We start from the raw sequence: 13,610 nt of genomic DNA, 5'->3' as shown, positions 1-13,610 counted from the left end.
TCTGGGATCACAGTTTCAGCTACGCCCCAATTCTCCTCCCCAGCTAATACCTGGTCGGGATGATGCTGTTGCTCATTCTCCGCGGCACGATAGTGAAAAAATTGGCCCATTTATCGGATAGAGAGTTTTCCTTATGTCACAGCCTATGCTCAAAAAGGACGTTTTTCTGGCTGCGCTGACCCGCCAGTGGCAGCGCTTCGGCCTCAGTTCCGCACAGCAGATGACTCAGCATCAATGGTGGGAAGCGGTCAGTGCCGCGCTGGCGGAACAGTTGGCAGCACAACCTGTGCCGAGTAAAAGCAGTAAATCGTTGCGCCATGTCAACTATATCTCGATGGAATTCTTGATTGGTCGGCTAACGGCCAACAACCTGATCAACCTTGGCTGGTATGACGTTGTTGAAACCACACTGGCAGAACAGGACATCAAGCTCGTCGATCTGCTGGAACAGGAAACCGATCCTGCATTGGGTAACGGGGGATTGGGGCGTTTGGCTGCCTGCTTCCTGGATTCGATGGCAACCGTCGAACAACCGGCTACGGGTTATGGCTTGAATTATCAATATGGTCTGTTCCGTCAATCTTTCAAAGCGTGCCATCAGCAGGAAGCACCTGATAACTGGCAGCGCGAGAGCTACCCCTGGTTCCGCCATAACTCAGCGCTTGCGGTAGATGTGGGTATGGGGGGTAAGGTAGAAAAACTGGCTGATGGCCGTGAATTATGGCACCCGGCGTTTACCTTACGTGGCGAAGCCTATGATCTGCCGGTACTCGGGTTCCGTAATGGCGTCACTCAACCTTTGCGTTTGTGGCAGGCGACACATACCCATCCGTTCGATCTGGGGGATTTCAATGACGGTAAATTCCTGCATGCGGAAAAACAGGGGATTGAAGCCGCAAAGCTGACCAAAGTGCTTTATCCGAATGATAACCACCAGGATGGCAAACGTCTGCGACTAATGCAGCAGTATTTTCAATGTGCCTGCTCGGTAGCCGATATTCTGCGCAAGCATCATCAGGCTGGCCGCAAGATTGAAGATTTGCCGAAATACGAAGTGATCCAACTGAACGATACCCATCCAACGATTGCCATTCCGGAAATGTTACGCATTCTGCTGGATGAGCATCAGTTGGATTGGGATGCGGCTTGGGCGATCACCAGTAAAACGTTTGCTTATACCAACCACACGCTGATGCCGGAAGCTTTGGAATGTTGGGATGAGAAGCTGGTGCGCAGTCTGTTACCTCGCCATTTTTCGATCATCAAACAGATCAACGCCAAGTTTAAGAAACTGGTAGACAAACGTTGGCCGGGTGATAAAGCAGTTTGGGCTAAATTGGCGGTGCATCATGACAAACAGGTACGTATGGCGAACCTATGCGTAGTAAGCGGCTTTGCGGTAAACGGGGTTGCTCAACTGCACTCGGATCTGGTGGTGAAAGATCTGTTCCCTGAATATCACCAACTGTGGCCGAACAAATTCCACAATGTGACCAATGGTATTACGCCACGGCGCTGGTTAAAACAATGTAACCCTGCCTTGTCAACGCTTATCGACACCACGCTAAATGTGGAGTGGGTCAACGACCTGGATGCATTGAAAGGCTTGGAAAAATACGCCGAAGATGCAGCATTTCGTGACAAGTTCAAGCAGATTAAACGCGATAACAAGGTGATCTTGGCTAATTATGTGCATAACGTAATGGGGTTGATGCTCAACCCTGATGCGATCTTCGATGTACAGATCAAACGTTTGCACGAGTACAAGCGCCAGCACCTGAATTTGCTGCATATTCTTTCTTTGTATCGCCAACTGCGTGATAACCCGGATCTGGATATGGTACCACGCGTGTTCTTGTTTGGTGCCAAAGCGGCTCCCGGCTATTACCTGGCCAAAAACATTATTTATGCGATCAATCAGGCAGCAGAGAAGATCAATAACGATCCTATCGTGAAGGATCGTATTAAAGTGGTCTTCATCCCTGATTACCGTGTCTCTGTCGCCGAACTGATGATCCCGGCTGCTGATATTTCTGAGCAGATCTCTACTGCAGGTAAAGAGGCATCAGGGACGGGTAATATGAAGCTGGCACTAAACGGCGCGATGACGGTTGGAACGCTGGATGGCGCTAACGTTGAAATCGCCGAACAGGTAGGCGAGGAGAATATCTTCATTTTCGGTAATACCGTCGAACAAGTTAAAGCACTGTTGAACAAGGGTTACGATCCGCTTCGTTACCGTAAAAAAGATAAACACCTGAAAACGATCCTGGATGAGTTGGCCAGTGGCATGTTCAGTAACGGCGACAAGCACGCTTTCGACATGATGTTACATAGCCTGTTGGAGGGTGGCGATCCCTACCTGGTGTTGGCGGATTTTGCATCCTACTGTGAAGCTCAACGTCAGGTAGACAAACTGTATCGCGACCGCGATGAATGGACGCGCCGAACTATCCTTAATACTGCTCGTGTAGGCATGTTCAGTTCCGATCGCTCTATTCGCGATTACCAACAGCGTATCTGGCAAGCCAAGCGTTAAGGAGAGCCGATGAGTAAAGGTATCGATCAGACAGCAACCCAGGCCGGGATTGTCGCTGATTACATCAATGCCCATGGAAAACAGCAGGCTACTTCGCTGGAAACCAAGCGTAAATTGCTGGATGCGATGAGCAGCATGCCATTACATCAAGATTCGGCACCTTTACCCGTGGTTAAGGTGTTTTATCTCGGTGAATCTGTGGCGTTGCCGCTAGGGGGCGCAGGTGAGTATCACTGGGTGCTACAGCATGAAGATGGTAACCAGCAGCAGGGCCGTGCTGCTGCACGCAAAACGTTAACCCTGCCATGCAAACTGCCACTGGGTTATCACCAGCTCACGTTGACACAGGGTGAGCAGCAATGGGAATGTCGGTTGATCATCGCCCCCAAACGCTGTTATGAACCTGATGCACTGCTGAACGGAAAAAAACTGTGGGGTGCCTGTGTTCAGCTCTACACGTTGCGGTCGGAACGTAACTGGGGTATTGGTGATTTTGGCGATTTACGGGTGATGATTGCTGAAGTTGGGGAGCGTGGTGGTGCATTCGTCGGGCTTAACCCGATACATGCGCTTTACCCGGCGAGTCCAGAAAGTGCCAGCCCCTATAGCCCTTCTTCACGACGTTGGCTGAACGTGGTGTATATCGATGTCAATGCGGTGGAGGATTTTCAACGCAGTCAGGCCGCGCAGAAATGGTGGCAAAAAGCTGCGACGCAGAAGCTGTTGGCTAAAGCCCGCAGTACTGCATGGGTGGATTACAGTACGGTAACACAACTGAAGTTGGCAGCGTTGAAACTCGCCTTTCCGCAGTTCCAGGCTCGTCAGCCAGGGGATACACACAAACAGGCGTTTGAACGTTTTGTAGGTGAAGGCGGAAGCAGCCTTTATCAGCAGGCGGCATTCGATGCCCTACATGCACACCTGCTGGCTAAAGACAGCAACATGTGGGGCTGGCCAGTCTGGCCTGAAGAGTATCGGCAAGGTAATACTCCGGCAGTAGATGCGTTTTGCAAACAGCATGCCGATGAAGTGGCTTTTTACCTATGGTTGCAATGGCTCGCTGCCAGTCAGTTCGCTGAGTGTTTCGACCAAAGTTGCGAACTGAATATGCCTATTGGTCTGTATCGCGATCTTGCCGTAGGGGTTGCAGAGGGCGGCTCAGAGACCTGGTGCGAACGCGAATTGTATTGTTTGAAAGCATCCGTAGGCGCTCCGCCGGATATTCTCGGGCCGCTGGGACAGAACTGGGGTTTGCCACCGATGGACCCTCATGTGATGGTAGCACGCGGTTATCAGCCTTTTATCGATTTGCTGCGAGCCAATATGACCAGCTGCGGCGCTTTGCGCATCGACCACGTGATGGCTCTATTACGTCTGTGGTGGATACCTTATGGTGAAACGGCCGATCGGGGGGCCTACGTTAAATATCCGGTTGACGATCTTCTCGCGCTGTTGGCGCTAGAGAGCCAGCGCCACCGTTGTATGGTGATTGGTGAAGATCTGGGCACCGTGCCAGTAGAGATTGTTGGCAAGCTGCGTGAAAGCGGTATTTACTCTTATAAAGTGTTGTATTTCGAGCATGACGAAGAGAATCAGTTCCGTGCCCCGCAATCCTACCCGGTACAGGCGATGGCCACGATTACAACCCATGATTTGCCGACAATGCGCGGTTATTGGCAGAGTGGTGATTTAACGCTCGGTGAAAAACTGGGTTTATATCCGGATGCTGAAGTGTTGAAAACGCTGTTTGCCGATCGTGAACGAGCCAAACAAGGATTACTTGACGGATTGCACCGTTACGGTTGTGTGCCGCAGAAGGTCGGTAAGAAGGCCGCGTTGCTAGAAATGAGCCCGTTAATCAACCGTGGGCTACAGCGTTATGTGGCCGACAGTGCCAGTGCGTTACTTGGTTTACAACCTGAGGATTGGTTGGATATGGCAGAACCGGTCAATATTCCAGGCACTAGCGATCAATACCCAAACTGGCGGCGTAAGCTGAGTTGCACGCTGGAAACGATGTTTCTCGATCGAGAAGTGAATCGGTTACTGAAAGATTTAGATAAACGGCGTAGAAAAGTGTCGGTAGGGTAATTGAGTAGCAGGTTCGGCTTGGCCGAACCTGCTAGGTGGTGTCACTTAAATTGCACGCGAGCGCCGCAACGCGCTTAAATGCCCCAGTCTGCGAAAGCCGCAATAGCCCATGGGATATTAAGCTTAGGCTATTCACGAGATATGCAACTGAATATCAGTAGTAGGAGTGCTCACCGCGCTGGTGTTCGGTCAGATCGCGTACGCCTTTCAGTTCGGGGAACTTTTGCAGGAGTTCTTTTTCGATCCCTTCTTTCAGCGTAACGTCCACCATGGAACAACCATTACAGCCGCCGCCAAACTGCAGGATAGCCAGCCCATCGTCGGTGATTTCCATCAGCGTAACGCGACCACCGTGGCCTGCCAGTTGCGGGTTGATCTGCGATTGCAACACGTATTCCACGCGTTCCATCAGTGGGGCGTCATCGTCCACTTTACGCATTTTTGCATTAGGTGCCTTCAGAGTGAGTTGCGAACCGAGCTGATCGGTTACGAAGTCGATTTCGGCGTCTTGCAGATAGGGGGCGCTTAGTTCATCCACGTAAGCAGACAGTTTCTCAAATTTGAGTACGGTATCTGTTGCTTCCACGGCATCTGGTGGGCAATACGAGACGCCACATTCTGCCGTAGGTGTACCCGGATTGATGACAAATACACGGATTTGGGTGCCTTCTTCTTGGTTTGCCAGCAGTTTGGCAAAGTGTTCTTGTGCAGCATCTGTTATACGGATCATAGCATTAGCTCAATAGTTGACTTCTATAGTAGGTTATAATACGCCCATTGCCTTGGTACTACAATGTACGGCAAATACACCATATTTGCAGTGATGAAACGCCTTGTTTCTGAAGTAGTTTAGCTATTTCCGCCACGGTACTGCCCGTGGTAACGACATCATCCAATAACGCCACATGCCGCCCTGCCAAGTTTTCATCACAACGAAAAGCTCCTCGCAGATTACGCCGTCGCAAACGAGCCACCAGTTGCCGTTGCGGTGAGGTTGCTCTGGTCCGACGCAATGCAGAGGCAGAGTATTCGCATCCTAGCCAACGCGCCAATGGCCGAGCCAACAGATCGCTCTGATTGTAACCACGCTGCCAACAGCGCTTGTGCTGCAAGGGTACTGCTAAAATAACATCTGGCCTGTTTAGATGTTGCTCTCTGTGCACTTTTAGCCAATGAAGCAGGATTAACCTTGCTAAAGTTGGGGCAAGTGCCGGTGTCCGTTGGAATTTTAAACGTTTGATCAGTGTGTTGAGGGGTTGGCAGTAGTCGGTAGCGAAAACCATTGCCTGCCAGGGGGCGGTTTTTGTAGGCAACGACCACAAGCTGCGTGCGGATTGCCACTGGGCAACCCGCAGCATGGGCAGCAGCAGGGTTTGGCTGGCAATGCCCGTAGGCAGTAGCTACATATGCCGTGGCCTATCAGCCGTAATGGTTGCTGACATAGCCAACAGCGGCTAAGGATTGATAACATAGACTTCTCCCTTTTCTGAAGGACAATAACTGATGACTGCGCTGTATTGGCAAACAATAGGTGAAGGCGATCGCGATCTTGTGCTATTGCATGGATGGGGGCTGAATGCAGAAGTGTGGGGTTGCATGCTGGAGCGATTGGCTCCGCATTTCCGTCTGCATCTTGTCGACTTGCCCGGTTATGGTCGCAGCCAAGGGTTCGGTGCTATACCATTACCACAGATAGCTGACGTGCTATTGGCGGCTGCACCCAGGAAGGCTTACTGGCTGGGTTGGTCGCTTGGTGGGCTAGTTGCGGGGCAGGTTGCGCTCATGCGGCCTGAACGGGTGGCAGGGGTGATCACCGTCGCTTCATCCCCCTGCTTCACGGCGAAAGAACAATGGCCTGGGATCAACCCAGAGGTGCTCAGCGGTTTCCAACAGTTGCTCAGTTATGATTTCCACCGTACTGTGGAACGGTTTCTGGCGCTGCAAACGCTAGGAACGGAGAGCGCACGTCAAGATGCACGTCTGTTGAAAACGGTGGTGCTCAATCAGCCGATACCGAGTGTCGACGTACTTAATGGCGGCTTGGAAATGTTACGTATGGTAGACCAACGTCAACTATTGGCAACACTGACGATGCCAGTGTTGCGTATTTACGGGTATCTGGACGGGTTGGTTCCGCGCAAAGTGGCTACCTTGTTGGATGAGCTTTGGCCACGGTCATCTTCGGTCGTTATCGCTAAGGCCGCTCATGCACCGTTTATTTCTCATCCTGACGAGTTCGCGAGCATTATTAATCGATTCGCTGAAGCCTAAATATCCTTGCCTTAGCGCTTAAAACGATAAATCACTGTACTGCAACCTTGGCCTTCCGGGCAGCTCTTACAGCTGCCACTCAAGCACTGGCTGGCGTCTTGCTCAACGCGTTCGGCTTTACCCATTGCGGTCAAGCGTTCCAGCATCGCCTCTACCAAAGGCAGAGGCGTGGCCAACTGGCGACTCAGTTGCTGAGCCTGAGCGCTGCCCTGCAAGGCAAGAGCATCACGGATTTGTAAAAGACTGGTCATCAGTGGCAATCACCTTGTGGCATCTGACAACATGCTGCTGGTGTGGTACTACGCAGTCGGATCGTTACACGGTTTCGTGCCTTACGTAAGCCGAGAAGAACCAGCATGTTAAACAGCAATACCAGCAGGATCGCTACTAGGCTGTATTGCGGGTGCTGATTAAACGTTGCTACCTGATAGAACAGAGTGGCCAACGAATAAGCGACATTAAGCCCCCATAGAATCGAAAAGGTCATCCAACCGCGGCTTGACTCACGTGCAATTGCACCCATCACCGAAACGCAAGGTACATACAACAGTACGAAGATCAGATAGCTGTAAGCAGAAATAGGGGTGCCAAACTTGCTGCTCATCACGCCCATTGAACCTGACCCCATTTCACCATCGCCCTTGCTGGCCTCGATAGGATTCGAGAGGACACTCAGGCTGAAGGTATCCTTCAAGCCTTGCCAAGTCTGCTCCGCTGCCGCACCCAACTCGGCAAACAGATTGAAATTGTCGGCATCGAAAGGTTCATTGGTGATCTGCTCGGCGGTGTATAGAGTATTGAGCGTCCCCACCACCACTTCTTTTGCCATCGCTCCGGTTACTAAACCGACGGTAGCCTGCCAGTTATCATTGTGAACCCCCATGGGTTGCAGCAGTGGTGTCAGCACTCTGGAAACCGATGCCAGTGCCGAATCGTTGATGCTGTCTACCGGTTTACCGCTGAAAGAAAAACTGTTCAGACCGCCGATAAAGATACTGGCAATGACGATCACTTTCCCTGCGCGTAGTATAAAGCCTTTCAGACGCTGCCAGGTTTGCAGCAGCAGGCTTTTCAGGTGTGGCACGTGATAAACGGGCAATTCCATAACGAAGGGGGAGGCTTCGCCGCGCATGATGGTGTATTTCAATACTAGGCCGGTGAGGATAGCGACGACAATGCCCAGCAGGTAGAGCGAAAACACCACGCCAGCACCGTCTTGGCCAAAGAAAGCGGCGGCAAAGACGGCAAAGATCGCCAGACGTGCGCCGCAGGACATGAACGGTGCCATCATGATAGTGATCAGGCGCTCGCGCTGAGCGTCTAAGGTCCGAGCGCCCATAATCGATGGCACGTTGCAACCAAAGCCGACAATCAGCGGTACGAACGATTTACCCGGCAGCCCGAGAATTTGCATCAGACGATCCATAACGAATGCAGCACGTGCCATATAGCCGGAATCTTCCAGGAATGACAGGAACAGGTACATCATGCCGATTTGGGGCACCAGAGGTAGGACGGTATTGATACCCCCACCTACGCCTTGTGCCAGAAAAATGGTCAGCCATTCAGGGAAGTGAAGGGTATAACCAACCCACTGTATCCCATTGATAAAAATAGCGGCCGAACCGAGTTCGAAAATGGGTTGCAGCGCACCGCCGATGTTGATCGCCAATAAAAACATCAGGTACATCACCAGCAGGAAGATGGGCACCCCCAGCCAGCGGTTAAGGATTATTTTATCCAGTGCTTCCGTCAGGTGGTTCGGCTTTGCTTGCTGCGAATTACTGACCGCATCGCAAATGGTAGCGATCGACTGGTAGCGAGCGTCAGCAATGACCAGTGCAGGATCTTCCTGCTGCTGATGTTGTAAGGCTTGTCTGGTTTGCGGCAGTAACTCGGCAGCTTTACCAACCAGTTGGTGGCTGTAGATATCCCCTTCCAGCATTTGCAAAGCCAGCCAGCGGCGCTGCTCGGAGGGTAAATTTTGCGGCATGGCCTCGCTGAGTTTGCTCATTTCTTCCAGCAGCAGTGGCGGGTAGTTCACCAACGCTTTCAATTCATTGAGTTGATGGTCATCGATCATTTGCTTAAGGAGGGTAATACCATCAGCTTTTGTTGATACTAATGGGACTACAGGACAACCGAGCCGCTCAGAAAGGGCCGCAATATCAATTTCTATGTTCTGACTCTTGGCGATATCCTGCATGTTCAATGCCACGATGCAAGGAATACCGAGTTCCAGTAATTGCAGCGTCAGGTACAGGTTGCGTTCTAGATTAGAGGCATCCACGACGTTGATCAGTAAATCGGCCTCACTGCTTAGGATGTAGTGGCAGGCAATCTGCTCATCCAGGGAGGTTTGTTCAGAGATGGTGGTGAGCGAATAAGTACCAGGTAAATCAACCAGAGTGGCTTGTGATTGTGGTGTAGTAAACTGGCCTTCCTTACGTTCGACCGTGACGCCAGACCAGTTACCGACCCGCTGGCGTGCTCCGGTGAGCTGGTTGAACAGCGTTGTTTTCCCTGAATTCGGGTTACCTATTAAGCCGATAGTAATTCTTTTCATAATCCAACGTGATATGAGTAAATTAAATACTGGCCGTACATTTATTACATATGTACGGAAAGGTCTGATGTTGAGATAGCGAGTTAGGTATGGCTATCAAGCAGGATCAGGTCCAAATCTTTTTTCCGTAGTACCAGATTAACGCGGCGAGTTCTTATTTCTATCGGATCGCCAAGAGGGGCAACACGTACGACGTCGAACATTGAACCCGGTAACATGCCGAGCGAGAATAGCTTCTGGCGATAAGCGGGGCTGATTTCGCTGGAGAAACCGGTGATTTTATAAGTCTTGTTAGGAAGAAGATGCATATTACCTTCTCAATGATTTGTGCGTTCCTGCTGGAGCGTCACTTTCATAATATTCTGCAGCCCAAATTATCTGAATAGATAAATGGGGAGAACCTGCATGACCCTCGCGAACCCTAAGTTTGCACAATGAATACGCAACACAATAATAATGAGAATGATTATCGTGTTCAATGAAAAGCACAAACATATTCGTTAAGAATTGTTAGTACAGTCACATTTGAGGCGACCATACTTGATGGGGCTAGTTTTAGCATTAAGCCCAAAACAGTGCAAATGAGAATAATAAGTTAATAAAGTTAACGCATTGTGTTTTATTTGAAATTTTATGAAGCATTTTACCGGTAGGTTTGACCCATTATTACTGACTGAAATAGCGATAAAAAGAACTCAATAACATCTTGATCGGCAAATGATAGGAGTAACTATTTGTGTTCATAATAAAATTGGCGAGCTGAAAGAGTGCTGCTGAAAATAATGTTAACGGATAGCATGCGTGAGGTGCTAATAGGAACTGCGGAGTGGGAATACGTTAAGATTCGGTAGCTTAAAAATAAATCATTTCCTTGTCGTACATCAAAAAGTAGCAAAAAAAAGGGCGGTATTTCATCCGCCCCGGAATATGTTTAGCGTTTTTTGCCAAAAGCGGCAGCAAGTGCATCACCCATCGCACTATTACCAGTACCAGTAGGGGGGGCATGACGCGACTTAGTTTTAGCGGGTTGGCGTGAAGTATTATCGCGCACTGGTGAGTTGTTACTGTTACCCCCACGCCGCGGTGAACCTTCTCCTGGCTGTTCATCCAAACGCATGCTGAGTGCGATACGCTTGCGCTGCAGATCGACTTCCATCACCTTCACTTTGACGATATCTCCGGCTTTTACCACGGTGTGCGGATCTTCAACGAATTTATCTGCCAATGAAGAGATATGAACCAGGCCGTCCTGGTGGACACCAATGTCAACGAATGCGCCGAAGTTAGTGACATTGGTCACTGAACCTTCAAGGATCATCCCTATTTGCAGGTCGTTCAGCGTTTCCACGCCCTCAGCAAATGTGGCTGTCTTGAATTCAGGACGAGGGTCACGGCCCGGTTTTTCCAGCTCTTTCAGTATGTCCGTTACCGTCGGTACCCCGAATTTTTCATCGGTAAAATCGCTGGCTTTGAGATTGCGTACTGTACTTGGATTACCCATCAAATCTTGCAAGGCGAGATGGGTGGCTGCCAGAATGCGTTCTACAACCGGATAAGTTTCAGGGTGAACCGTAGAAGCATCCAGCGGGTTGTCGCCGTGGTTAATGCGCAAGAAGCCCGCGCACTGTTCAAAAGCCTTTGGCCCTAAGCGGCTGACTTTCAGCAATTGCTCACGGTTGCTGAAGCGGCCATTATCGTCGCGCCAACTGACAATATTCTGTGCCATCATCTTTGTGAGACCCGCAACACGGGTCAACAGCGGAACGGAAGCGGTGTTCAGGTCAACGCCAACGGCATTCACGCAATCCTCTACCACTGAGTCCAGCTTCTTCGCTAACTGGCTTTGACTAACATCGTGTTGGTATTGACCGACGCCAATGGATTTAGGATCGATTTTCACCAATTCGGCCAGTGGGTCTTGCAGGCGACGGGCAATAGAAACGGCTCCGCGCAAGGAGACATCAAGGCTCGGAAATTCAAGAGCAGCCAACTCTGAGGCAGAATACACCGAAGCGCCCGCCTCACTGACGATCACTTTCTGCGCTTTTACCTCGGGGAACTGCTGTTGCAGCTCGGCAAAGAAACGCTCGGTTTCACGCGATGCTGTACCGTTGCCAATGGCAACCAGTTCAACATTGTGTCTGATACATAACGCCGCAACTGCAGTGGCGGCTTTGGCTGCCTGGCCGGTGTGCGGATAAACGGTATCGGTCGCAACCAGCTTACCGGTTGAATCGACAACGGCTACCTTTACGCCGGTACGCAGGCCGGGGTCCAGACCCATGGTTGCACGCATGCCCGCCGGTGCCGCCATGAGGAGATCGTGCAGATTACGCGCAAAGACGTTGATGGCTTCATCTTCCGCTCGTTCACGCACTGTACCCATCAGTTCGGTTTCCAGATGCAACAGTACCTTAATACGCCATGTCCAGTTGACGACCGATTTGCGCCATGCATCGGCGGGGGCGTTATTCAAGCGCAGATTGAGATGGTTAATGATGATCAGCTCACCTTGGCTTTCGCGAGGTGCTTCCTCAAATTGAGGGTCGGCGTTCAAGGCGAGCTGTAACACACCTTCATTGCGGCCACGGAACATTGCCAATGCACGGTGTGAAGGCACTTGCGAAATGGGTTCATGGTGCTCGAAGTAATCGCGGAATTTAGATCCTTCCTCTTCCTTGCCTTCGACAACCTTGGATACCAGATGGGCGTTTTTCCACAAGTAGTCGCGAACTTTGGCCAGCAAAGTGGCATCTTCGGCAAAGCGTTCCATCAGGATATAGCGTGCGCCGTCCAATGCTGCCTTGACGTCGGCAACGCCTTTTTCTGCATCGACAAACTGTTCAGCCAGGGATTCTGGTTGCTGCTGCGGATCCTGCCAGAGCGAATCTGCCAGCGGCTCCAGACCCGCCTCAATGGCGATTTGCCCGCGCGTGCGACGTTTGGGTTTATAGGGCAGATAGAGGTCTTCAAGTTCTGTCTTACTTAGCGTCGCGTTTATCGCTTCTGCCAGTTGGTCGGTAAGTTTACCCTGTTCATCAATCGACTTGAGGATGGTTTGACGGCGATCTTCAAGTTCACGTAGATAGCTCAGGCGCGTTTCCAACTGACGCAGTTGGGTGTCATCCAGGCCTCCGGTGACCTCCTTACGATAACGTGCGATAAACGGCACGGTATTACCTTCATCCAGCAGACGGATAGCGGAGTCAACTTGCTCAGGTCGTGCCTGCAGTTCTGTTGCAATGATATGGCTAAGTGGGTCAGTCATAAGTCAGGTATCTGTTAGGAACGATAATCAATAGGGGGACAGTTATACGGTTTGCAGGGGTAAAATACCAGCACTCAGGGCAGTGGCTTTGATAATGCCCTGAATTTTGGGTGTTGCTACAAGAGGAACGGCCCTAGCGATGGCCGTTTGAAAAAGACTGAACTATTCATTTTCTTTGACATACTGAATGTCGTTGACAGACCAGTAGGCAACGCCCACTGGCGTTTGTACCGTTGCGGTGTCCCCGACTTCTTTTTTCAGCAATGCGCGAGCCATTGGGGAGTCAATCGAGATGTAATCCTTACGGCCAAAGATTTCATCATAGCCCACGATACGAAAGCGTTTGATATCGCCTTCATCATTTTCGACCTCTACCCAGGCCCCAAAGAAAACTCTGCCCTCCTGCTGTGGTGAATAATCGACGATTTTCAGTTGCTCAAGACATTTGGTGATATAGCGTACGCGGCGGTCAATCTCACGGAGTCGCTTTTTATTGTATTGATAATCAGCGTTTTCACTTCGGTCACCCAGGCTTGCTGCCCAAGTGACTTTTTTGGTCACCTCTGGCCGTTCTTCGCGCCAGAGATAATCCAGCTCCTGTTTGAGTTTGTTGTAACCTTCGCGGGTGATCAGCAATGTTTTCATCAGTAATGGGTCCATCAAATCACAGGGAGTCAGCTTAGCGGATTCTTGCATAAACGAATCGTATCCTATACTCAGCGTCTACTAAACTGCACTATCGTTGATTTAACCTTGAGAGTCATTAAGGTATGTTTTTATGCTGTACACGGTGTTAAATCTGGTAAAGGTTTTTGATATTACACGTCATCGCGCTAGTGAAAATTGTTGATATTTGGACCGAAGAATAAGCTTTG

General features: G+C 50.5%; 9 protein-coding genes and 1 pseudogene. 3 read left to right on the top strand and 7 right to left on the bottom strand.

Annotation, left to right across the window (positions count from 1 at the left end):
• Window positions 1–133: 133 nt before the first annotated feature.
• Window positions 134–2,539 (top strand): maltodextrin phosphorylase, encoded by a 2,406-nt coding sequence (gene malP / locus OK023_RS16470; protein WP_317693729.1) that lies wholly within the window; start codon window positions 134–136, stop codon window positions 2,537–2,539.
• Window positions 2,540–2,548: 9 nt separating this feature from the next.
• Window positions 2,549–4,630 carry a 4-alpha-glucanotransferase gene (gene malQ / locus OK023_RS16465; protein WP_317693728.1) on the top strand — a complete coding sequence of 694 codons (2,082 nt, stop codon included), beginning with the start codon at window positions 2,549–2,551 and terminating at the stop codon, window positions 4,628–4,630.
• Between the two features lie 154 nt (window positions 4,631–4,784).
• Here malQ and nfuA read toward each other — a convergent pair whose 3' ends face one another.
• Together nfuA and gntX are read right to left on the bottom strand one after the other, a co-directional pair.
• Entirely contained in the window at window positions 4,785–5,360 is a 576-nt protein-coding gene (nfuA, locus tag OK023_RS16460; RefSeq protein WP_317693727.1) for a Fe-S biogenesis protein NfuA, read from the bottom strand.
• A 58-nt stretch (window positions 5,361–5,418) separates the two neighbouring features.
• Window positions 5,419–6,101: pseudogene (gntX, locus tag OK023_RS16455) on the bottom strand (DNA utilization protein GntX).
• A 32-nt stretch (window positions 6,102–6,133) separates the two neighbouring features.
• Between gntX and bioH the strand changes: the two are divergent.
• Entirely contained in the window at window positions 6,134–6,901 is a 768-nt protein-coding gene (gene bioH / locus OK023_RS16450) for a pimeloyl-ACP methyl ester esterase BioH (protein WP_317693726.1), read from the top strand.
• A gap of 11 nt (window positions 6,902–6,912) precedes the next feature.
• On the opposite strand, the gene OK023_RS16445 is transcribed toward bioH, so the two are convergent.
• The 5 genes from OK023_RS16445 to greB form a co-directional block, all read right to left on the bottom strand.
• Window positions 6,913–7,152 carry a FeoC-like transcriptional regulator gene (locus OK023_RS16445; protein WP_317693725.1) on the bottom strand — a complete coding sequence of 80 codons (240 nt, stop codon included), beginning with the start codon at window positions 7,150–7,152 and terminating at the stop codon, window positions 6,913–6,915.
• Complete coding sequence (feoB, locus tag OK023_RS16440; protein WP_317693724.1) at window positions 7,152–9,467, bottom strand: Fe(2+) transporter permease subunit FeoB; 2,316 nt, start codon at window positions 9,465–9,467, stop codon at window positions 7,152–7,154. Before feoB ends, OK023_RS16445 begins: the two co-directional genes overlap by 1 nt.
• Before the next feature lie 83 nt (window positions 9,468–9,550).
• Window positions 9,551–9,775: a ferrous iron transporter A gene (feoA, locus tag OK023_RS16435; protein ID WP_317693723.1), complete on the bottom strand. Its 225-nt coding sequence runs from the start codon at window positions 9,773–9,775 to the stop codon at window positions 9,551–9,553.
• 623 nt (window positions 9,776–10,398) lie between these two features.
• Complete coding sequence (locus OK023_RS16430) at window positions 10,399–12,735, bottom strand: Tex family protein (protein WP_317693722.1); 2,337 nt, start codon at window positions 12,733–12,735, stop codon at window positions 10,399–10,401.
• Between the two features lie 162 nt (window positions 12,736–12,897).
• Entirely contained in the window at window positions 12,898–13,380 is a 483-nt protein-coding gene (greB, locus tag OK023_RS16425; protein WP_317697776.1) for a transcription elongation factor GreB, read from the bottom strand.
• Window positions 13,381–13,610: the final 230 nt, after the last annotated feature.

It is taken from the genome of Serratia sp. UGAL515B_01, from assembly GCF_033095805.1.
GTDB lineage: Bacteria > Pseudomonadota > Gammaproteobacteria > Enterobacterales > Enterobacteriaceae > Chania.
The sequence above is the reverse complement of the archived record's forward strand: the minus strand, read 5'-3'. Positions and strand labels throughout refer to the sequence as shown.